The 21,389-nt window shown below is 57.1% G+C and carries 22 protein-coding genes and 1 other RNA gene; 17 read left to right on the forward strand and 6 right to left on the reverse strand.

Annotated elements, in window-relative coordinates:
• Positions 1-54 precede the first annotated feature (54 nt).
• Positions 55-1,149 carry a cell division protein ZapE gene (gene zapE / locus ACP7A4_RS01655; protein ID WP_203302285.1) on the forward strand — a complete coding sequence of 365 codons (1,095 nt, stop codon included), beginning with the start codon at positions 55-57 and terminating at the stop codon, positions 1,147-1,149.
• Between the two features lie 65 nt (positions 1,150-1,214).
• Here zapE and ACP7A4_RS01660 read toward each other — a convergent pair whose 3' ends face one another.
• Positions 1,215-2,135 carry a GlxA family transcriptional regulator gene (locus tag ACP7A4_RS01660; RefSeq protein WP_173427001.1) on the reverse strand — a complete coding sequence of 307 codons (921 nt, stop codon included), beginning with the start codon at positions 2,133-2,135 and terminating at the stop codon, positions 1,215-1,217.
• Positions 2,136-2,362: 227 nt separating this feature from the next.
• Complete coding sequence (locus tag ACP7A4_RS01665; RefSeq protein ID WP_426245281.1) at positions 2,363-3,403, reverse strand: NADP(H)-dependent aldo-keto reductase; 1,041 nt, start codon at positions 3,401-3,403, stop codon at positions 2,363-2,365.
• A 246-nt stretch (positions 3,404-3,649) separates the two neighbouring features.
• Here ACP7A4_RS01665 and rplM point away from each other — a divergent pair, with 246 nt between their 5' ends.
• The 7 genes from rplM to ACP7A4_RS01700 all read left to right on the forward strand — a co-directional run bounded on the left by rplM (position 3,650) and on the right by ACP7A4_RS01700 (position 8,557).
• A complete protein-coding gene (gene rplM, locus ACP7A4_RS01670) occupies positions 3,650-4,078 on the forward strand; it encodes a 50S ribosomal protein L13 (RefSeq protein WP_048362545.1) in 429 nt (142 codons plus the stop codon).
• 14 nt (positions 4,079-4,092) lie between these two features.
• The gene (gene rpsI / locus ACP7A4_RS01675; RefSeq protein ID WP_003216038.1) at positions 4,093-4,485 is read left to right on the forward strand and encodes a 30S ribosomal protein S9; all 393 of its coding nucleotides are present in this window, start codon (positions 4,093-4,095) and stop codon (positions 4,483-4,485) included.
• A gap of 253 nt (positions 4,486-4,738) precedes the next feature.
• A complete protein-coding gene (gene petA / locus ACP7A4_RS01680) occupies positions 4,739-5,332 on the forward strand; it encodes a ubiquinol-cytochrome c reductase iron-sulfur subunit (RefSeq protein WP_048362546.1) in 594 nt (197 codons plus the stop codon).
• The gene (locus tag ACP7A4_RS01685) at positions 5,332-6,543 is read left to right on the forward strand and encodes a cytochrome b (protein ID WP_048362547.1); all 1,212 of its coding nucleotides are present in this window, start codon (positions 5,332-5,334) and stop codon (positions 6,541-6,543) included. The genes petA and ACP7A4_RS01685 overlap by 1 nt, the downstream gene beginning before the upstream one ends.
• Entirely contained in the window at positions 6,543-7,322 is a 780-nt protein-coding gene (locus ACP7A4_RS01690) for a cytochrome c1 (RefSeq protein WP_203302288.1), read from the forward strand. The genes ACP7A4_RS01685 and ACP7A4_RS01690 overlap by 1 nt, the downstream gene beginning before the upstream one ends.
• Positions 7,323-7,508: 186 nt before the next feature.
• Complete coding sequence (locus ACP7A4_RS01695) at positions 7,509-8,126, forward strand: glutathione S-transferase N-terminal domain-containing protein (protein WP_048362549.1); 618 nt, start codon at positions 7,509-7,511, stop codon at positions 8,124-8,126.
• A gap of 17 nt (positions 8,127-8,143) precedes the next feature.
• Positions 8,144-8,557, forward strand: coding sequence for a ClpXP protease specificity-enhancing factor (locus ACP7A4_RS01700; RefSeq protein ID WP_059765097.1), 414 nt, complete (start codon positions 8,144-8,146; stop codon positions 8,555-8,557).
• Positions 8,558-8,666: 109 nt separating this feature from the next.
• On the opposite strand, the gene ACP7A4_RS01705 is transcribed toward ACP7A4_RS01700, so the two are convergent.
• The 4 genes from ACP7A4_RS01705 to ACP7A4_RS01720 all read right to left on the reverse strand — a co-directional run bounded on the left by ACP7A4_RS01705 (position 8,667) and on the right by ACP7A4_RS01720 (position 12,110).
• On the reverse strand, positions 8,667-9,248 hold the full coding sequence (locus ACP7A4_RS01705) for a BON domain-containing protein (protein WP_048362551.1): 582 nt from the start codon (positions 9,246-9,248) through the stop codon (positions 8,667-8,669).
• Positions 9,245-9,838, reverse strand: a complete 594-nt coding sequence (locus ACP7A4_RS01710) for a phosphoheptose isomerase (RefSeq protein ID WP_048362552.1) — start codon at positions 9,836-9,838, stop codon at positions 9,245-9,247. Before ACP7A4_RS01710 ends, ACP7A4_RS01705 begins: the two co-directional genes overlap by 4 nt.
• Positions 9,839-9,975: 137 nt before the next feature.
• On the reverse strand, positions 9,976-10,338 hold the full coding sequence (locus tag ACP7A4_RS01715) for a YraN family protein (protein WP_059765094.1): 363 nt from the start codon (positions 10,336-10,338) through the stop codon (positions 9,976-9,978).
• Positions 10,338-12,110, reverse strand: a complete 1,773-nt coding sequence (locus tag ACP7A4_RS01720) for a penicillin-binding protein activator (protein ID WP_059765092.1) — start codon at positions 12,108-12,110, stop codon at positions 10,338-10,340. The genes ACP7A4_RS01715 and ACP7A4_RS01720 overlap by 1 nt, the downstream gene beginning before the upstream one ends.
• Positions 12,111-12,345: 235 nt before the next feature.
• Between ACP7A4_RS01720 and rsmI the strand changes: the two genes are divergently transcribed.
• From rsmI to mraY, 9 genes are all read left to right on the forward strand, one after another.
• On the forward strand, positions 12,346-13,203 hold the full coding sequence (gene rsmI / locus ACP7A4_RS01725) for a 16S rRNA (cytidine(1402)-2'-O)-methyltransferase (protein ID WP_203302415.1): 858 nt from the start codon (positions 12,346-12,348) through the stop codon (positions 13,201-13,203).
• A 136-nt stretch (positions 13,204-13,339) separates the two neighbouring features.
• Positions 13,340-13,693: RNase P RNA component class A (gene rnpB, locus ACP7A4_RS01730), an RNA gene on the forward strand.
• A 357-nt stretch (positions 13,694-14,050) separates the two neighbouring features.
• Complete coding sequence (mraZ, locus tag ACP7A4_RS01735) at positions 14,051-14,506, forward strand: division/cell wall cluster transcriptional repressor MraZ (RefSeq protein ID WP_047273774.1); 456 nt, start codon at positions 14,051-14,053, stop codon at positions 14,504-14,506.
• A complete protein-coding gene (gene rsmH, locus ACP7A4_RS01740; RefSeq protein ID WP_048362555.1) occupies positions 14,503-15,450 on the forward strand; it encodes a 16S rRNA (cytosine(1402)-N(4))-methyltransferase RsmH in 948 nt (315 codons plus the stop codon). Before mraZ ends, rsmH begins: the two co-directional genes overlap by 4 nt.
• On the forward strand, positions 15,447-15,740 hold the full coding sequence (gene ftsL / locus ACP7A4_RS01745; protein ID WP_019823808.1) for a cell division protein FtsL: 294 nt from the start codon (positions 15,447-15,449) through the stop codon (positions 15,738-15,740). The genes rsmH and ftsL overlap by 4 nt, the downstream gene beginning before the upstream one ends.
• A complete protein-coding gene (locus ACP7A4_RS01750) occupies positions 15,737-17,479 on the forward strand; it encodes a peptidoglycan D,D-transpeptidase FtsI family protein (protein ID WP_048362556.1) in 1,743 nt (580 codons plus the stop codon). Before ftsL ends, ACP7A4_RS01750 begins: the two co-directional genes overlap by 4 nt.
• Positions 17,479-18,942: a UDP-N-acetylmuramoyl-L-alanyl-D-glutamate--2,6-diaminopimelate ligase gene (locus ACP7A4_RS01755; RefSeq protein ID WP_059765089.1), complete on the forward strand. Its 1,464-nt coding sequence runs from the start codon at positions 17,479-17,481 to the stop codon at positions 18,940-18,942. The genes ACP7A4_RS01750 and ACP7A4_RS01755 overlap by 1 nt, the downstream gene beginning before the upstream one ends.
• Positions 18,935-20,302, forward strand: coding sequence for a UDP-N-acetylmuramoyl-tripeptide--D-alanyl-D-alanine ligase (locus tag ACP7A4_RS01760; RefSeq protein ID WP_426245288.1), 1,368 nt, complete (start codon positions 18,935-18,937; stop codon positions 20,300-20,302). The genes ACP7A4_RS01755 and ACP7A4_RS01760 overlap by 8 nt, the downstream gene beginning before the upstream one ends.
• Complete coding sequence (gene mraY / locus ACP7A4_RS01765; protein ID WP_047273782.1) at positions 20,302-21,384, forward strand: phospho-N-acetylmuramoyl-pentapeptide-transferase; 1,083 nt, start codon at positions 20,302-20,304, stop codon at positions 21,382-21,384. Before ACP7A4_RS01760 ends, mraY begins: the two co-directional genes overlap by 1 nt.
• The last annotated feature ends 5 nt before the right edge of the window (positions 21,385-21,389 follow it).

Genomic DNA, 21,389 nt, shown 5'->3' on the forward strand with positions numbered 1-21,389 from the left:
CCTCAGGGCCGTCGCTACAGTGACGGCCCGTTTTTGTTACCTTGCTAACGAATTATGACGCCTCTAGAACGATATCAAGCTGATCTGAAACGCCCGGACTTCTTCCATGATGCCGCGCAGGAAAACGCTGTACGCCACTTGCAGCGTCTGTACGACGATCTGGTTGCCGCCTCACAGAGCAAGCCGGGCCTGTTCGGCAAGCTGTTCGGTAAAAAAGAACAGACGCCGGTCAAGGGCCTGTATTTCTGGGGTGGAGTAGGCCGGGGCAAGACTTACCTGGTCGATACGTTCTTCGATGCCCTGCCGTTCAAAGAGAAAGTACGTACGCACTTCCACCGCTTCATGAAGCGTGTGCACGAAGAAATGCGCACGTTGAATGGCGAAAAGAACCCGCTGACGATCATCGCCAAACGCTTTTCAGATGAGGCGCGGGTAATTTGTTTCGACGAGTTCTTTGTGTCGGATATTACCGATGCCATGATTCTGGGCACGTTGATGGAAGAGCTATTCAAAAACGGCGTCACCCTGGTGGCGACCTCAAACATCGTGCCTGATGGTTTGTACAAGGACGGTTTGCAGCGTGCGCGCTTCTTGCCAGCGATTGCGCTGATCAAGCAGAACACCGATATCGTCAACGTCGACAGTGGCGTGGACTACCGTTTGCGTCATTTGGAGCAGGCCGAACTGTTCCACTTCCCGCTCAACGAAGCTTCTGAGAAGTGCTTGCGCGAAAGCTTCAAGGCGCTGACGCACAACTCGACCCGCGCGGTGGAAAATGATGACCTGGTTATCGAAAACCGCACCATTCGTGCCCTGCGCACCTGTGATGACGTGGCCTGGTTTGACTTCCGTGAGTTGTGCGATGGCCCGCGCAGCCAGAACGATTACATCGAGCTGGGTAAGATCTTCAACGCTGTAATCCTCAGCGGTGTTGAGCAGATGGACGTTAAGACGGACGACATCGCGCGTCGTTTCATCAACATGGTCGATGAGTTCTATGACCGTAACGTCAAGCTGATCATATCGGCCGAGGTTGAGTTGAAAGACCTCTACCTGGGCGGGCGTTTGAACTTCGAGTTCCAGCGTACGCTGAGCCGTTTGCTGGAAATGCAGTCTCATGAATACCTGACGAGGGCGCATAAGCCTTAGTCGCACGCCGCATCAAAAAAAGGCCTGCATTGCAGGCCTTTTTGGTTTTTCGCCAACGGATATTTTTATGCCGCTTGCTGAAACTGCTGCCGATATTGATTGGGCGACAGTTCGGTGTGCTGGCGAAATAGCCGCGCAAAGAAACTGGCGTCGTCGTAACCCACGTCGTAGCTGATGGTCTTGATGCTCTTGCGGGTCGCGGAGAGCAGCCCTTTGGCGGTTTCTATGCGCAGGCGTTGCAAGTAGTGCAAGGGTTTATCGCCGGTGGCCATTTGGAAGCGGCGCATAAAATTGCGAATACTCATGCCGTGTTCGCGGGCGACGTCTTCAAAGCGAAACTTGTCAGCGAAGTGCTCTTCGAGCCAGTGCTGGATTTGCAGGATGATGACGTCTTGATGCAGCTTTTGCCCGCCAAAACCAATACGGCCCGGCGCGTAGTTGCGCTGCACTTCGTACAGAATGTCGCGCGCTACCGCCTGGGCTATGTTGGCGCCGCAGAAACGTTCGATCAGGTAAATGTATAGGTCGCACGCCGAGGTCGGGCCACCTGCGCAGTACAGGTTGTCGGCGTCGGTCAGGTGCTTGTCTTGATTGAGATGTACGTGTGGGAAGCGTTCGGCGAAGGTGCTGAAAAAACGCCAATAGGTGGTCGCCTCTTTGCCATCCAGCAGCCCGGCTTCGGCCAGCCAAAACACCCCGGTGGCCTCGGCACACAAGACGGCGCCGCGGGCGTGTTGCGCGCGCAGCCAGGGAAGAATTTGCGGGTAGCGCTGGCAGAGTGTGTCGAAATCGTCCCAGAAGGCGGGCAGTACGATGATGTCGGAGTCTTCGAGGGCGCCGTCGACCGGCAGCATCACATTGCTGAAGCTTGAGACGGGAAGGCCGTCAGGGCTGACGAGGCGCGTTTCGAACGTTGCATTGAGGCCCTGGCCCAGTTGTTTACCGTGACGCAGGCTGGCGAGGTGGAAAAAATCCTTGGCTTGCATCAGGGTCGAGGCGAAGACCCGATCGATGGCCAATATGCTGACGCGCCGCAAGGGCGTGGAGAGATGACTAGACATGATTTGATTATTCTTATAGGTGAAATTGGTCAACTTACGGCTGGATCGTCTTATTTTCTGGTGGGCGTGTCTAGTAGGAGTTGGCGCAGGCTGCGATCTTTTGATTTTCGATGGAAAAAGATCGCAGCCTGCGCCAGCGACGTGGAGTGTTGTTACGGCGCAGGGTTAGGCTGGGCTTTGTGAATCGCTTCGATGCCGGCGAGCACATCCTCAGACAGCGTCACGTTGAAGCTGGCAATGTTGCTTGCAAGTTGCTCCATCGTGGTGGCGCCAATGATGTTGCTGGTGACAAAGGGTTGTTGTGTGACGTAGGCCAGCGCCATTTGTGCCGGGTCCAGGCCGTGTTCGCGTGCCAGTGCGACGTAACGCTCGCTGGCAGCCACCGCTTGTGGGTTGGAATAGCGCGAGAAGCGGCTGTAAAGGCTTAGGCGGCCTTTAGGCGGCCGTGCCCCGCCGCTGTACTTGCCTGAGAGCATGCCGAACGCCAGGGGCGAGTAGGCGAGGAGGCCGCATTGTTCGCGAAGGGCGATTTCTGCCAGGCCCACTTCAAACGTACGGTTGAGCAGGTTGTAGGGGTTCTGGATTGAAACTGCGCGGGGCCAGCCTCGGCTTTCGGCCAGTTGCAGGAACTTCATCGTCGCCCACGGGGTTTCGTTGGACAGGCCGATGTGGCGGATCTTGCCGGCTTTGACTTGTTCGTCGAGTGCTTCGAGGGTGTCTTCGAGCGGCGTGAACGTCTCGTCAGCGTGGTGCGTGTAGCCCAATTGGCCGAAGAAGTTGGTGCTGCGTTCAGGCCAGTGCAGCTGGTAGAGGTCGATCCAGTCGGTTTGCAGGCGTTTGAGGCTGGCGTCCAGCGCTTGCACGATGTGGTTGCGGTTGTGCTTGAGCTGACCGTCGCGGATGTAGTCAATGCCATTGCCCGGGCCTGCAATCTTGCTGGCGAGTACCCAGTCAGCGCGATCACCGCGGGTCTTGAACCAGTTGCCGATATAGCGCTCGGTGCTGGCGTAGGTTTCAGCTTTGGGAGGGACCGGGTACATTTCAGCGGTGTCGATGAAATTGATGCCGGCGTTTTTGGCGTGTTCTATCTGAGCGAAGGCTTCATCCTGCGTGTTCTGCTCGCCCCAGGTCATGGTTCCAAGGCCAATTGCGCTCACGTTCAGATCGGTTCGGCCTAGCTGGCGGTAGTCCATACGGTGCTCCTTCGGGGAAAGAATCATAAAAGCAGGTTGTAATTTTTTTCGCAATCTGGATAATTGCCGACCTCTTTCTGCAGTGGAAGTGATGCGCCGCCTGCCGAAGAATCTTGCCGTTGAACGGACGCGCTGACCCGAGCCCCCGATAGCGTCTGTACCCGGCTGCCTTTGACTTGTCAAAGTACGCACTATTCAGTAAGATCCGCCGTCTAATTTACAGGGCGGCCCCTGAGGCTATAAAGAATGAAAACTTTTACTGCTAAACCAGAAACAGTAAAGCACGACTGGTTTGTCGTCGACGCTGCTGGCCAGACCCTGGGTCGTCTGGCTACCGAGATCGCGAGCCGTCTGCGTGGTAAGCACAAGCCGGAATACACTCCGCACGTTGACACCGGTGACTACATCGTTGTTATCAATGCTGAGCAGATCCGTGTCACTGGTGCAAAAACCTCTGACAAAATGTACTACTCTCACTCCGGTTTCCCGGGCGGGATTAAGTCGATCAACTTCGAAAAGCTGATCGCCAAAGCTCCTGAGCGCGTGATCGAGACCGCGGTTAAAGGCATGCTGCCTAAAAACCCACTGGGTCGCGACATGTACCGTAAGCTGAAAGTCTATGCGGGCGCTGTTCACCCTCATACTGCTCAGCAGCCCCAAGAACTGAAGTTTTAACGGAATAGTTCATTATGTCGGCGACTCAAAACTACGGCACTGGCCGTCGTAAAACCGCAACCGCTCGCGTTTTCCTGCGTCCGGGTACCGGTAACATCTCGATCAACAACCGCACTCTGGAGAATTTCTTCGGTCGCGAAACTGCCCGCATGGTAGTTCGTCAGCCGCTGGAATTGACTGAGACTGTCGAGAAATTCGACATCTACGTCACCGTGATCGGTGGTGGTGTAAGTGGTCAAGCTGGCGCAATCCGCCACGGTATCACTCGCGCACTGATGCAGTACGACGAAACTCTGCGTGGCGCTCTGCGCAAAGCAGGCTTCGTAACTCGCGATGCTCGTGAAGTTGAACGTAAGAAAGTCGGTCTGCGTAAAGCGCGTAAGCGTCCGCAGTACTCGAAGCGTTAATTCGCAGCTTCGTTCAAAAGCGCCCAGTCTCCTTCGGAGCTGGGCGTTTTTTATGGGTGATGATTTGTTGGTGTGACAACTTGCCACATCCAGCAAATGCCTATACTACAAGGCTTGTAGCCGCCCGAGAGCGGTAATTACCTTGTCAGAGTAGGGGCTTTTCATTACCATTCTGCAAAATTTTTATAAGTTCAGATTTTTACTTAGTAGATGCCTGATTTAACAGGCCACAAAGCTGATGGGAGAGGACTGAATGAGCAATGACGGCGTAAATGTCGGCCGGCGTCGCTTCCTCGTAGCAGCCACATCCGTGGTGGGTGCTGCAGGAGCGGTGGGGGCGGCAGTCCCGTTTGTGGGGTCGTGGTTCCCCAGTGCCAAGGCGAAAGCCGCTGGCGCACCGGTCAAGATCAATATTGCAAAGGTTGAGCCAGGTCAGCAGATGATTGCTGAGTGGCGTGGTCAACCGGTTTTCATTGTCCGACGCACCGAGGAGATTCTGTCGAATCTCAAGAAGGTTGAGGGGCAGCTCGCTGACCCGAATTCCGCACAGTCTGATCAGCCCGAGAATGCCAAGAACGAATACCGCTCTATCAAACCAGAAATTCTGGTGTTGGTAGGCCTGTGTACTCACTTGGGTTGTTCGCCGACGTTCCGCCCCGAGGTTGCACCTGTTGATCTTGGCAAGGATTGGGTCGGTGGCTATTTCTGCCCATGTCATGGTTCGCACTATGATTTGGCCGGTCGCGTTTACAAGTCTCAACCCGCCCCGCTGAACCTGCCGGTGCCGCCTTATCAGTATCTCGATGACAGCACTATTCTCGTTGGCGTCGCTGAAGGGGAAGCGTAATGAGTAAGTTCATGGATTGGGTGGATGCCCGCTTCCCTGCCACAAAAATGTGGGAAGACCATCTCAGCAAGTACTACGCCCCGAAGAACTTCAACTTCTTCTACTTTTTCGGCTCCCTCGCGTTACTGGTTCTGGTCAACCAGATCGTAACCGGTGTGTGGCTGACCATGAGTTACACGCCGTCGGCGGAAGAGGCTTTTGCTTCTGTCGAATACATCATGCGTGACGTCGAATACGGCTCCATCTTGCGCTATCTGCACTCAACCGGTGCATCGGCGTTCTTTGTCGTGGTGTATTTGCACATGTTCCGTGGCTTGCTTTACGGCTCGTACCAGAAGCCGCGTGAGCTGGTCTGGCTGTTCGGCATGATGATTTACCTGGCGCTGATGGCAGAGGCCTTCATGGGTTACTTGCTGCCTTGGGGGCAAATGTCCTACTGGGGCGCGCAGGTAATCATTTCGCTGTTTGGCGCGATTCCAGTGATCGGTAACGACCTGACTCAGTGGATTCGTGGTGATTACCTGATCTCTGGCATTACCCTGAACCGCTTCTTTGCCCTGCACGTTGTGGCCTTGCCAATCGTGATTCTGGGTCTGGTGGTGTTGCACATTCTTGCCTTGCACGAAGTCGGGTCCAACAACCCGGATGGCGTGGATATCAAGAAGCACAAAGACGAAAACGGTATCCCGCTGGATGGCATTCCTTTCCATCCGTATTACACCGTTAAAGATATTGTCGGCGTAGTGGTGTTCCTGTTTGTCTTCTGCTCGATTGTGTTCTTCTTCCCGGAAATGGGTGGTTACTTCCTGGAAAAACCGAACTTTGAACAGGCTAACGCCTTCAAAACGCCGGAACACATTGCGCCTGTGTGGTACTTCACGCCGTTCTACGCGATCTTGCGTGCGATCCCTGACAAGCTGATGGGCGTTATTGCCATGGGCGCAGCGATTGCCGTGCTGTTCGTGTTGCCGTGGCTGGACCGTAGCCCTGTCAAATCCATGCGTTACAAAGGCTGGATGAGCAAAATTTGGCTGTGGGTGTTCTGCATCTGCTTCGTGATTCTGGGTGTGTTGGGTGTATTGGCACCGACCCCGGGCCGCACGTTGTTGTCGCAGGTGTGTACGTTCCTGTACTTCGCCTACTTCATTCTGATGCCGTTCTACACCAGGCTTGAGAAGACCAAACCGGTTCCGGAAAGGGTGACTGGCTGATGAAAAAGCTATTTGCTGTATTGATGCTTGCTGTAATGCCTGCACTGTCTTTCGCTGCGGAGCAGGGTGTTCAGCTCGACAAAGTCGATATCGATGTGTCTGACAAAGCTGCCATGCAGGACGGCGCGCGTACGTTCGCCAACTACTGCATGGGCTGTCACAGTGCCAAGTTCCAGCGTTACGAGCGTGTTGCAGACGACTTGGGCATCCCCCACGACGTCATGCTCGATAACCTGGTGCTGACGGGCGCCAAGATTGGCGATCACATGAACATCGGCATGACGCCTGAAGATGCCAAGGCCTGGTTCGGGGCTGCACCGCCTGACCTGACATTGGTAGCTCGCGTTCGTGGTACCGATTGGTTGTACAGCTACCTGCGTGCTTTCTATGAAGACCCGTCGCGCCCTTGGGGTGTGAACAACAAGGTCTTCCCGAACGTGGGCATGCCTAACGTCCTTGCGCCGCTGCAAGGTCGTCAGGTCATTGGCTGCAAGCAAGTTCAGATCGTCGAAGACGGCAAGAAGCAGTATGATCCGCTCACCGGCACGCCTTTGACACATGAAGCGTGCGACCAGCTGACAGTGTTGCCAAAAACTGGCGCCCTGACTGAAGAGCAGTTCGATGAGAAGATCAAGAACCTTGTGACCTTCCTGGCCTATTCGGCCAACCCGGTGAAGCTTGAACATCAGCGCATCGGTACTTACGTACTGCTCTATCTGGCCTTCTTCTTTGTATTCGCCTATCTGCTGAAGCGTGAATACTGGAAAGACGTGCACTGATATCGTTACACGCATTGCTGTTAAACGTGCGCGCCCGAGGGTGTCTCTGAATAGGTAACAGTGCAGGATGGGTGGCAAGTGAGGTCTTACGACATTGCTTGCCACGGTTCTGCGGTTACTGGAGGCTCACCTCGGGCGCTTTCGTTTTTCTGCTTCTGACCATTTCAACAAGCGAGGAGGACCGCCATGGGCGTGACCAATCGGTTGGCCTGTTACTCCGACCCCGCCGACCACTATTCCCATCGAGTACGCATTGTGCTCGCCGAGAAAGGTGTCAGCGCCGAGATCATTAGTGTGGAAGCGGGTCGTCAACCGCCCAAATTGATCGAAGTGAACCCCTACGGCAGCCTGCCAACACTGGTCGATCGCGACCTGGCGTTGTGGGAGTCGACGGTGGTGATGGAATACCTGGATGAGCGTTATCCACACCCCCCTTTGCTGCCGGTTTATCCGGTGGCGCGTGCCAATAGCCGCCTGTTGATTCATCGCATTCAGCGTGACTGGTGCGCCTTGGTCGATTTGATTCTCGACACACGCACCAAAGAGCCTGCACGGGTGCAGGCGCGTAAAGAGTTGCGCGAGAGCCTGACAGGTGTATCGGCGTTATTTGCAGACAAACCTTTTTTCCTCAGTGATGAGCAAAGTCTGGTCGATTGCTGTCTATTGCCGATACTCTGGCGTTTGCCAATTTTGGGTATTGAACTGCCGCGGCCTGCCAAGCCGCTGCTTGATTATATGGAGCGCCAGTTTGCGCGTGAGGCTTTCCAGGCAAGCTTGTCTGGTGTCGAACGCGACATGCGCTAAGGCTTTAGGAGCCCTTGATGAATTCAAGTCGACCTTATTTGGTGCGTGCGCTCTATGAGTGGATTGTGGACAACGATTGCACGCCGCACATGTTGGTTAATTCCAATTACCCGAAGGTGCAAGTGCCTCAGGGTTTTGCCAGTGACGGGCAGATTGTACTGAACGTATCGCCCGTTGCTGTGCGCAACATGCACATGGACAACGAAGCTGTCAGCTTCGAAGGTCGCTTTGGCGGTGTGCCACATACGCTGTACGTGCCTATTGAGGCCATTTTGGGGGTTTACGCCCGTGAGAATGGTCAGGGCATGGTGTTTGACCTGGAAGAGTCTCTTGAGGCTGATGACGAGGTTGAGCCGGATGATGATCTGCCGCCTCCAGGTTCCGAGCCGCCGCGTCCTAGCGGTCGTCCAAGCCTGAAAGTGGTGAAGTAATAAAAAAGGCGACCTGAGAAGGTCGCCTTTTTTGTACCTGCGTTGCAGGCCTCAACGTGCTCGCGATGATGGCGGCGCGGTCTATTGCAACGTTCGGGGGGCGTCGTGATCAGTCGATGTATTCGAACAATTTGACGATTTTTTGTACGCCCGACACGCTCTGGACCAAGTTGGTGGCGCGGGTGGCTTCTTGCTTGGTGACCAGGCCGAGCATGTACACAATGCCGTTTTCCGTCACAACTTTGATGCGAGAGCCTGGAATGGCGCTGTCGGTCAGCATTTGCGATTTGATCTTGGTGGTCAGCCAGGCGTCATTGTTGCGGGCCAGGATTGAAGACGGCGCCATGACTTGCAGTTCATTGTTGACCTTCTTTACGCGCTGCACCGACGCGGCGGCTTGTTCGGCCATGGCTTTAAGGTCGGCACGCGGGGTTTGTCCGGCCAGCAGCACAATGCCGTTATAGCTGGTGACGACGATATGTGAGCCGTTGTCCAGATCAGGGCTGGCCTTGGCGACGTTGACGGCCACTTTGGTCTCGATCAGAGAGTCGTCAATCTTGCTGCCGAAGGTGCGGGTGCCCCGGTCATCTTCAATCGGCGTGTCGCGCGTAGCCGTCAAGACTGAGCTGCAACCGGCAGTCAAACCCAGGCACAAGGTCAGGGCTACTAAGCCAAGGCGATTAAAAGTCATTCTTCACTCCCGAACAGTTGGCTGTCGATCAGATCGCACAGGCAGTGGATCGCCAGCAGGTGGACTTCTTGGATGCGTGCGGTAACAAGGGCGGGTACGCGAATTTCCACGTCCTCTGGCAGTAGCAGGGAGGCCATGCCGCCACCATCCCGGCCGGTCAGCGCGACCACGGTCATCTCACGGTCGTGGGCCGCCTGAATGGCCTGAATGATATTGGCCGAGTTACCGCTGGTTGAAATTGCCAGCAGCACGTCACCGGGTTGACCCAGGGCGCGGATTTGCTTGGAGAAGATTTCGTTGAAGCTGTAATCGTTGGCTATCGAGGTCAGCGTCGAGCTGTCGGTCGTCAGGGCGATGGCCGGCAAGCTAGGGCGCTCGCGCTCGAAGCGATTGAGCAACTCGGAGGAGAAGTGCTGCGCATCGCCTGCTGAGCCGCCGTTGCCGCACGAAAGCATTTTGCCCTCGTTAAGCAAGGCATTGACCATCACTTGGCTGGCTAGCTCAATGTGGGGTGCAAGCACTTCCATCGCCTGCTGTTTGGTGTCGATGCTGGCCTGAAAAAGCTGGCGAATCCGGGATTGCATGTCCATCTATGTGACCTTAAGTAGGGCGGCTGGTCGGGCGTGATTCAGGTGTTCCTGAGTGACTTCCCGGCACAAAAAATGTGCGGCCCGCAAAGCAAAGCAAAATCGTTAATAAAAGGGTGCTGGAGTCGGTTCGCCAGCGTTTAGCTGTCGAAGGCATTCCGTAGCCAGTTCAAATGGGGTGTGGTGCTGTCGATGGCGACGACATCGAATCTGCACGGGTGATTGGCCCAGCGGGTTTCGCGCTGTAAAAAATACTCGGCAGCCAGCACCAGCTTTCGGCACTTGCTGGCATCAATGCTGGCCAGTGCACCACCCCATTGCGCGTGCGTGCGGTAACGAACTTCGACGAATACTACTGTATCGCCGTCGAGCATGACCAGATCCAGCTCGCCGCGCTTGCACAGCCAATTCTGGGCCAGCAAGCGCAACCCGTGTTGCTCAAGGTGCCGGAGCGCCAGGTGCTCGGCATCCTTGCCGGATTGTTGGCGTGAGCGGTCGGGCATCAGTTGCGCGTGTCCGGGAGGTTTTGAACCTGGCCGTTGACGAACTCGGCCCACGGCAATTGACGCTCGATGCGCTGGCTTTGGCTCATGCTCAAGCTGCCGGACAGGCCGTCAATGCGGCTGTCAGGTAGCGCCTTTAGTTGCCCCAGACTTGGCGTCAGGCGATAGGCGTCTACACCCATCGCGTAGAGACGGCCCAGGCTGCCGTTCGCTTGTGGCCATTGCGCAGACACTTGTTGGCGCAATGGATTGGACGGATTGAGCAGCCACGGGGTTTCGCAGAAATGGATGCCGTTCATGTCGTTGTATTGGTTTTGGTCGCCGCTGGCACTGAATACGTGGGACGTTGCGTAAACCGGCAAGTCACCCGCGTATTGGTAGTTAAGGGTCGGTTTGATCTGTTGGGCTTGCTGTGGGGTCGCGGCGAGGAAGATGAACTGCATGTCCTGGCGACGCGAAGGCTCGCTTGAGTTGCCGCTTTTGCGCAACTGCACCAGATCGGCCACTTGCTTGGCCAGTGTCACCGGTTTGTCGATGTGCTCGACCCCGACGAGGGTGCCGCCATTGGCTTCCCACTCCTGACGGAAGGCGTTGAGCACGCGATTGCCCCATTCACCTTGCGGAACCATCGCGCCAGCGCGGGTCAGGCCGTCAGCGCGAGCGCGGCGGGCAACTTCACGGGCTTCGTCTTCGGCAGCCAGGCCAAATTGGAACAGCTGTGCCGGGCCTTGTGCGCCCTCGCTGTAGTTCAGCGCCAGTGTGGTAATGGGCAGTTGCGCGCGTGCATTCAGCTGTTTGACCAGTGGCTTCTCCAATGGGCCTACCACCAGTTGCACGCCGTCGGCCTGGGCTTTGCGATAGAAGTCGTCAAGCGAAGTCAGGCGTGAGCTGTCATAGAACAAAATTTGCGGCGGGTTTTGACCGGCCTGCTGAGCCTGGTAGTGGGCGGCCATGAAGCCGTCGCGCAAGGCTTTGCTGACTGACGCCAGTTGGCCGTCCTGAGGCAGCAGCAGGGCAATTTTGGTCAAGGGTTGGTTGGCCAGTGCCTTGAGCTTGATCAGGGGTGTCGGGAGCTGAACGGCGGCCGGATGGGCGGGGTTCTGCGCGCGCCACTGGTCGATCGCGTTTTGCTGATCTGCGAGCGTGCCGGCGCTTTTGACCGCCAGTGCGAGGGACATCCAGCCGCCCAGCACGTCATTGCTTTGAGCTTTCAATTGATCGACTGGCAACGCGGCGACCAAGGACCAGAGAGCATCATTGTTGCTGGTGGCGGCATCGCCGGTCAGCAGGGTGTTCATGGCTGCGCGTTCACGGGCTGCCGCGAGTGTCTGGCCATCGGCTTCAAGGGCGCGAGCGTGAATGGTATGGGTGCGCACTTGCAAGTCGGCTGGCATCTCGTTGATGCGAGCAATGCTGGGGTGGCTCAAGGCAACCAGCGCTTCTTTGGTCTGATTGCGGCTCATGGCCAGCTCGGCTGACAAAGTGCTGGCAAACGCTTGCTGAGCCGGTTTGAGCTGATCCATCGGGATGAGCGCCAGAATTTGCGTCGCACGATCAAAATTGTGCTGTTTGTAGGCCAAGTCGGCAGCAGACAGTCGCAGCAGGGCTGCCTGATCTGGTTTTTGGCTCTGGGCGGCCTGCTGGAGCAACTGCTCTAGGCTGGCGTCCGGGGTTCTAGGGAGTTCGCCAAGGCTGGACGAGGGCGAGCTGGCGCAAGCCGCCAAAAGGGCAGCGAGGCAGAGGGCAGTGAACAGCCGCAGGCAAGCGATCATGTAGTGTTCCTGATACTCGATCAAATAAGGGGGGGAAGTGTACCCAAGCGCTGGCCGGGGTGCGATGTTACTGGTGATAAAGCCTAAATTTAGATGACTTCAGGCGTCTGTGACGGACAATCTTTTCCTTATATCTCTTTTGTGTCGCGCCTCAGGGTGCTGTGAGTGAGGTTCTACGCGCTACAATGGCGCCTTTCACTCTTTTGAGGTACGCGTTTTGACTGCTCCAGGTGCTCTGAATTCCGTTGTTGGCTCGCTTTATGTGGTGGCCACGCCCATCGGTAACCTGGACGACATCAGTGCGCGTGCGCTCAAGGTGTTGCGTGATGTTGCACTCATTGCGGCCGAAGACACCCGGCATTCGCTGCGACTGATGCAGCACTTTGGTATCTCTACGCCGCTGGGTGCGTGTCACGAACATAACGAACGTGATGAAGGTAATCGTTTCATTCAGCGTTTACTCGCCGGTGAAGACGTTGCCTTGATCTCTGATGCAGGCACCCCGCTGATTTCCGATCCTGGTTATCACTTGGTGCGTCAGGCGCGAGCGGCAGGCGTGCCCGTTGTGCCGGTGCCGGGTGCGTGCGCTTTGATTGCTGCGCTGTCGGCCGCGGGACTGCCTTCTGATCGTTTTATTTTCGAAGGGTTCCTCCCCGCCAAAGCAGTTGGTCGCCGTTCTCGGCTGGAGTTGCTCAAAGAGGAGCCGCGCACACTGATCTTTTATGAAGCGCCGCACCGTATTCTTGAGTGCCTGCAAGACATGGAGCTGGTATTTGGCGCGCAGCGCCCGGCCTTGCTGGCAAGGGAGCTGACCAAGACGTTCGAAACGCTCAAGGGTTTGCCACTGGCTGAGTTGCGGGCTTTTGTCGAGGCTGACAGTAATCAGCAGCGCGGTGAGTGTGTGGTGTTGGTGTCCGGTTGGACCGCCCCTCAAACCGACGAAGTCGTCAGCAGCGAAGCGATGCGCATTCTGGATTTGCTGCTCAAGGAAATGCCGCTTAAGCGTGCCGCTGCCTTGGCTGCCGAGATCACCGGTGAGCGCAAAAACGTGCTGTATCAGGTAGCGCTCGAAAAGCAAAAAACCGATCAGTAAGCGTCGAGCTGCTGGCCATTGGCTGCTTTTGAGTTGTTTTAGTGCCTGGTGTGAGCCTTTCAGATAAGGGCTTCAAGGCGTTGTGCGGCTTTTAAAGCTTGTCCTATACGCGTTGTGCCGTTAATCTTCGCGCCGGAGAGTCGATTGGACAGTCGCTGCCCTCTATGAAAATTAGGGGGGGGAGGAAAGTCCGGGCTCCATAGGGCGAAGTGCCAGGTAATGCCTGGGAGGCGTGAGCCTACGGAAAGTGCCACAGAAAATAACCGCCTAAGCGCGCAAGCGCCGGTAAGGGTGAAAAGGTGCGGTAAGAGCGCACCGCACGACTGGCAACAGTTCGTGGCTAGGTAAACCCCACTTGGAGCAAGACCAAATAGGGTTCCAAGGCGTGGCCCGCGCTGGAACCGGGTAGGTTGCTAAAGATGTCCAGTGATGGCCATCGTAGACGAATGACTGTTCACGACAGAACCCGGCTTACAGATCGACTCTCCACCTTTTTTATCTTCTGCTTGCGCTGCGAGCAGTTGGCACGATGAACACGCGCTTGACCCCCTCGCTTTAATCGCCAGAAAAAAACTCAATGTAATGCCAAAAAGTTCTTACTCTTAAGAAACTACTTTAAGTTTGAGCTTCAGGGCTTTGAGTTTGCTGCGCATCCCTCGTCAAAAAATCTTATCTCCTCCTGCTGTACGTCTATTTACCTAGCTAAATCTCCGTTATGTAAGGGTTTTCCTTCGGGCCGCGCCTTGACGGTGTGGTGGGCGCATTCCTATAGTGTGCGCAAGTGGCGAAAAGTGGCATAAAGTGGGTTTTCTAGACGTAAAACGCTAACATTTGGAGAAACGCAGCCGTGTTTCGTGGAGCCAACGCTATCAGTCTCGATGCCAAGGGTCGTCTCGCAATGCCGAGCCGGTACCGTGACGAGCTGATTTCGCGCAGTTCCGGGCAACTGATTGTGACCATTGATGCGGTAGATCCCTGCTTATGTGTGTACCCGCTCGATGAGTGGGAGCTGATTGAAACCAAGCTGCGGGCGTTGCCTTCATTGCGTGAAGAGAACCGCCGTTTGCAACGTCTGTTGATTGGTAATGCTGTCGACCTTGAGCTCGATGGCAGTGGTCGTTTTCTGGTGCCGCCGCGTTTGCGTGAATATGCCAAGTTGGAGAAGCGCGCAATGTTGGTGGGCCAACTGAACAAGTTTCAACTGTGGGACGAGGATGCCTGGGAAGCCGTTTCGGCCGCCGACCTTGCAGCCATTCAACAACCGGGCGCGATGCCTGACGAACTGCGTGATTTAATTCTGTGACTATAGATAGCGGCTTCAACCACATCACCGTACTGCTCGACGAAGCCGTAGAGGCTCTCGCCGTACGTCCTGATGGATGCTATCTGGATGGCACCTTCGGTCGCGGCGGACATAGCCGCCTGATACTCCAGAAGCTCGGCCCGCAAGGGCAACTGCTCGGGTTTGATAAAGATCCACAAGCGATTGCCACCGGGCAAGCGCTAGCGGCCGAAGACGGCCGCTTTGTCATTGTGCAACGCAGCTTTGCCGAAATGGGCTCAGAGGTCGCAGCGCGCGGCTTGGCTGGAAAGGTCAGCGGTGTATTGCTCGATCTGGGCGTGTCCTCGCCGCAACTCGATGACCCAGAGCGCGGTTTCAGTTTCATGAACGATGGCCCGCTGGACATGCGCATGAATCCGGACAGCGGTATCAGCGCTGCCGAATTTGTGAACAGCGCTTCTCAGGAAGAAATCGCCCGCGTGTTCAAAGAGTACGGCGAAGAGCGTTTTTCTGGCCGTATGGCGCGTGCGGTTGTCGAGCGGCGTGACATCCAGCCGTTCGAACGCACGGCTGACCTGGCAGAAGTGTTGAAAGTCGCTAACCCAGCCTGGGAGAAGGGCAAGCACCCGGCGACCCGCACCTTCCAGGGCCTGCGCATTCACGTTAACAATGAATTGGGTGATCTTGAGGCGGGCCTTGAAGCTGCGCTGGAGTCGCTGGAAATCGGCGGCCGGCTGGTGGTAATCAGCTTTCACTCCCTTGAAGACCGTATCGTCAAATTGTTCATGCGCAAGCTGGTCAAAGGCGAGCCGGACAACTTGCCGCGTGGCTTGCCGGTTCAGCACGTTGCCTTTGTTCCAAAAATTAAAATTCACGGCAAGGCGCAGACAGCCTGCGAAGCAGAAATCAAAGCCAATCCGCGCTCGCGCAGCGCTGTTATGCGCGTTGCGGAGAAGCTTCGTTGAACAAGCTCTTCGCCAAACCACTTCCCGGCGGAAGTTTTTTCATGCTGCTGTTGTTTATTGGCGTGCTGGTATCGGCTGTGGGCGTTTCTTACAGTGCCCACTGGAACCGTCAACTGCTCAACACCCTGTATGGGGAGTTGAGTGTGCGTGACAAGGCGCAGGCCGAATGGGGCCGCTTGATCCTTGAACAAAGCACCTGGACCGCCCACAGTCGCATCGAAACCCTGGCCAGTGAACAGCTGAAAATGCGCATCCCCGGCGCCGCAGAAGTGCGGATGGTGGCGCCATGATCAAACTCGAAGGCGCGCTTTACCCGTGGCGTTTTCGTGTAGTGCTGGCCTTGCTGGCACTGCTGGTAGGCGCTATCGCCTGCCAAATCATTTACCTGCAAGTGATCGACCATGACTTCCTCAAGGGTCAGGGCGATGCGCGCAGCGTGCGGCACATTCCGATTCCGGCGCACCGCGGCCTGATCACCGACCGTAATGGCGAGCCTTTGGCGGTCAGTACCCCGGTGACCACGTTGTGGGCCAATGCCAAGGAAATGCAGGTAGCCAAAGACCGCTGGCCCGCCTTGGCGCATGCGCTTGGGCAAGACCCCAAAGTGCTGACGGCGCGTCTTGAACAGCAAGCCAACAAAGAATTTATCTATCTGGTGCGTGGCCTGACGCCTGAGCAAGGGCAGGTCGTGCTCGATCTAAAAGTGCCTGGCGTGTATGGCATTGAGGAATTCCGCCGCTTCTACCCGGCCGGTGAAGTGACCGCGCACATGGTTGGCTTTACCGATATTGACGACAAGGGTCGCGAAGGTGTCGAGCTGGCTTACGACGAGTGGCTGGCAGGGGTTGCGGGCAAGCGACAGGTCATCAAGGACCGACGCGGGCGTCTGATCAAAGACGTGCAAGTGACTAAAAACGCCAAGGCAGGGAAGACCTTGGCGTTGTCGATTGACCTGCGCCTGCAATACCTGGCCAACCGCGAACTGCGCAACGCGCTGGTTGAAAATGGCGCCAAGGCGGGCAGCCTGGTGATCATGGATGTGAAGACCGGCGAGATCCTGGCCATGGTCAACCAGCCCACCTATAACCCGAACAACCGTCGTAACCTGCAACCGGCAATGATGCGTAACCGCGCCATGATCGACGTGTTCGAGCCGGGTTCGACGGTCAAACCGATCTCGATGAGTGCCGCACTGGAAACCGGTCGCTGGAAGCCCACTGACAAGGTTGAGGTGTATCCGGGCACGTTGCAGTTGGGCAAATACACTATTCGCGACGTGTCGCGTACCGAAGGCCCGATCCTCGACCTGACCGGTATTTTGATCAACTCCAGTAACGTGGGCATGAGTAAGGTGGCCTTCGATATTGGCGGCGAAGCGATTTTCCGTCAGATGGCGAAAATGGGCTTGGGTCAGGACACGGGCCTGGGTTTTCCCGGCGAGCGTGTTGGCAACCTGCCTAACTACCGCGAGTGGCGCAAAGCTGAAACCGCGACCCTGTCTTACGGCTACGGCGTGTCGGTGACCGCGATCCAGTTGGTGCACGCGTTCTCGGCCTTGGCCAACAACGGCAAGCTGGCCCCGCTGACGCTGCTCAAGGCCGACAAACCGGCCCAGGCGGCGCAGGTAATGCCTGAGCAAGTGGCCAAAACCGTGCAAGGCATGCTTCAGGAAGTGATCGAAAACCCGCGTGGTGTGTGGCGAGCCAAAGTGCCCGCGTACCACGTCGGTGGCAAATCGGGTACGGCGCGTAAAACGTCCTCCGGTGGCGTCAAAGGTTACGCGGTGAACTCTTATCGTTCCCTGTTTGCAGGCTTCGGCCCGATGAGCGATCCGCGTTACGCGATCGTGGTGGTGATCGACGAGCCGAGCAAAGCGGGCTACTTCGGTGGCCTGGTTTCGGCACCGGTGTTCAGTAAAGTCATGTCCGGCACCCTGCGCCTGATGAACGTTACGCCCGATAACCTGCCCACAGCGGCGGAGCAACAAGCAGCAGCGGCCGCTGCGGCAGCCAAAGGAGGGCGCGGCTAATGTCCCTGAGCCTGAACAAAATTTTCCCCCACGCCGGTCACGACTTGCTGATCCGCGAGCTGACCCTCGATAGTCGCAATGTGCGCGCAGGCGATCTGTTTCTCGCCGTGCCAGGTGGCAAGCTCGATGGGCGTGAGCACATCAGTGACGCGTTGGCCCGTGGTGCCGCCGCCGTTGCCTATGAAGTGGAAGGCGCCTCGGTGTTGCCTATCACCTCAGTGCCGCTGATTCCCGTCAAAGGGCTGGCGGCGCAATTGTCCGATATCGCCGGGCGGTTTTATGGCGAGCCGAGCCGCCAGCTCAATCTGGTGGGCGTCACCGGCACCAATGGTAAAACCAGCGTGACTCAGCTGGTGGCGCAAGCGCTTGACCTGCTGGGGCAACACTGCGGCATCGTCGGCACATTGGGCACCGGTTTTCATGGTGCGCTGCAAAGCGGTCGTCACACCACGCCTGACCCGATTGCGGTGCAAGCCATGTTGGCTGACTTGAAAAAAGCCGGCGCCAAAGCGGTTGCAATGGAGGTTTCCTCTCACGGTCTGGATCAGGGGCGGGTCAGCGCGTTGGCGTTTGATGTGGCGGTACTGACCAACTTGTCGCGCGATCATCTGGACTACCACGGCACGATGCAAGTCTACGCGGCGGCCAAGGCCAAACTGTTCGCCTGGCCAGGTTTGCGTTGCCGTGTACTGAATCTGGACGATGACTTTGGCCGTCAGTTGGCCGCTGAAAAACACGATTCGCGCTTGATCAGTTACAGCCTTGAAGACAGCAGCGCGTCCCTGTATTGCCGCGACGCGATATTCGATGACAACGGCGTGCGTGCCACCGTGGTAACAGCTCAAGGCGAGCACTTACTGCGCAGCAGCTTGCTGGGGCGTTTCAACCTGAGCAACGTGCTGGCTGCGATTGGCGCGCTGCTGGGGCTTGAGTACGCGCTGGATGAAATTCTCAAAGTGCTGCCAAAACTGGAAGGTCCGGTAGGTCGCATGCAGCGCTTGGGCGGCGGTTCTAAACCGTTGGTGGTGGTTGATTACGCGCACACCCCCGATGCGCTGGAAAAAGTATTGTTGGCGCTGCGTCCGCACGCCAAAGGCAAGTTGTTGTGCCTGTTCGGCTGCGGCGGCGACCGTGATCGCGGCAAGCGTGCGTTGATGGCCGAAGTGGTTGAACGTTTGGCAGATGGCGTCCTGGTAACGGACGACAACCCGCGCACTGAAGCGCCGTCGAACATTTTTGACGACATTCGGGCCGGTTTTACTGTGCCTGACCGCATCCAGTTCGTGCCGGGCCGTGGCGCCGCCATCGCCCGGATGATTGCCAGCGCCAGCGCCGACGACGTGATCGTACTGGCCGGCAAAGGTCACGAGGACTATCAGGAAATCAATGGCGAGCGCCATGATTTCTCAGATCTGGTCGAAGCCGAAAAAGCCCTGGCTATTTGGGAGGCTGCCCATGCTTAAGCCACTGCGGTTGAGTGAGGTCTGCGCCCAGCTGGATGGCCGTCTGGTTGAAGCTGACGCGAGCTTCAATGGTGCCAGCATCGACAGCCGTGCCATCACCAAGGGCCAATTGTTTATTGCCCTGACCGGCCCGCGTTTCGATGGGCATGACTACCTCAATGAAGTGGCGGCCAAAGGTGCCGTTGCCGCGCTGGTGGAGCGCGAAGTCCCCGAATCGACGCTGCCGCAACTGATCGTCAAGGACACTCGCATTGCGTTGGGCCAATTGGGCGCGCTCAATCGCGCTGACTACGACAAACCGGTCGCCGCGATCACCGGTTCCAGCGGCAAAACCACGGTTAAGGAAATGCTTGCCTGCATCCTGCGCACCCGTGGTCCGGTACTGGCCACTAAAGGCAATTTGAACAACGACCTGGGTGTGCCGCTGACCCTGCTGGAACTGGCGCCTGAACACACGGCCGCGGTGATCGAGCTGGGTGCCTCGCGTCTGGGCGAAATCGCCTACACCGTCGCCATGACCCGTCCTCATGTGGCGGTGTTGAACAATGCGGGCACGGCCCATGTCGGTGAGTTTGGTGGCCCCGAAAAAATCGTCGAAGCCAAGGGCGAAATCATTGAAGGGCTGGACGCTGATGGCGTCGCCGTACTCAATCTGGATGACAAGGCTTTTGCTATCTGGCAGGCGCGCGCTGCCGGGCGCAAGGTGCTCAGCTTTGCCCTGACAAATTCTGATGCACATTTTTACGCCAGCCAATTGTCCCGCGATGCACGCGGCTGCCCCGCTTTTACGCTGCACAGCCCTCTGGGTGCTGAGCGGGTTCAGCTCAATTTGCTGGGCACCCATAACGTCGCCAATGCCCTGGCCGCTGCCGCTGCTGCTCATGCGCTGGGTGTCTCGCTGTTTGGCATTACCTCAGGGCTTGAAGCCGTACAGCCGGTCAAAGGCCGCGCAGTCGCTCAACTGACCGCTGGGGGGCTACGAATTATTGATGACACTTACAATGCAAACCCCACCTCAATGTGCGCTGCCGTTGATATACTCGCCGGCTTTTCCGGTCGCACCGTCCTGGTGCTCGGAGACATTGGTGAGTTGGGTGAGTGGGCGGAGCAAGGACATCGTGAAGTAGGCGCATATGCCGCCGACAAGGTTTCAGCGCTCTATGCGGTGGGGCCGATGATGGCTCATGCCGTCGCTGCATTTGGACACCCGGCTCGTCACTTCGCCAATCAGGCCGACCTGATCAAGGCGCTTCGCGCTGAACACGAAACAAACACCACTATTTTGATCAAGGGCTCGCGCAGCGCAGCGATGGAAAACATCGTTGCGGCGTTGTGCGGTTCCAGCGGGGAGAAACATTAATGCTGCTGCTGCTAGCGGAGTATCTGCAACAGTTCTACAAGGGCTTCGCGGTCTTCCAGTACCTGTCCTTGCGCGGGATTCTGGGCGTACTGACCGCGCTGTCGTTGTCGCTGTGCCTTGGGCCGTGGATGATCCGCACCCTGCAAAACCGTCAAATCGGCCAATCGGTGCGTAACGACGGCCCGCAATCGCACTTGTCCAAATCCGGTACGCCGACCATGGGCGGGGCACTGATTCTGTCCGCCATTACCATCAGCACCTTGCTTTGGGCCGACCTGAGCAACCGTTACGTGTGGGTGGTGATGCTGGTGACTCTGTTGTTCGGAGCCATCGGCTGGGTCGATGACTACCGCAAAGTGATCGAGAAAAACTCCCGTGGCCTTCCGAGCCGCTGGAAGTATTTCTGGCAGTCGGTGTTTGGTCTGGGTGCAGCGATCTTTCTGTACATGACCGCGCCGAGCGCCGTCGAAACCACGCTGATCCTGCCGATCCTTAAAGACGCCAGTATCCCGCTGGGAATTGGCTTCGTGGTGCTGACCTACTTTGTAATCGTGGGTTCGAGCAACGCGGTCAACCTGACTGACGGCCTCGATGGCCTGGCAATCATGCCGACGGTGATGGTGGGCGGTGCGCTAGGCATCTTCTGCTACCTGTCGGGTAACGTGAAATTTGCCGACTACCTGCTGATTCCTTACGTGCCGGGCGCAGGCGAACTGATTGTGTTCTGCGGCGCCCTGATCGGTGCAGGGCTGGGGTTTCTGTGGTTCAACACCTACCCGGCCCAAGTGTTTATGGGTGACGTCGGCGCTCTGGCACTCGGCGCTGCATTGGGCACCATCGCCGTGATCGTGCGTCAGGAAATCGTGCTGTTCATCATGGGCGGCGTGTTCGTGATGGAAACCCTGTCGGTGGTGATCCAGGTAGCGTCTTTCAAGTTGACCGGCAAGCGGGTGTTCCGCATGGCGCCGATTCATCACCACTTTGAACTCAAAGGCTGGCCCGAGCCGCGCGTGATCGTCCGTTTCTGGATTATCACCGTGATCCTCGTGTTGATCGGTCTTGCTACGCTGAAGCTGAGGTAGAACCT

The organism is Pseudomonas sp. TWR3-1-1 (assembly GCF_049896545.1).
Taxonomy (GTDB): domain Bacteria; phylum Pseudomonadota; class Gammaproteobacteria; order Pseudomonadales; family Pseudomonadaceae; genus Aquipseudomonas; species Aquipseudomonas weihenstephanensis.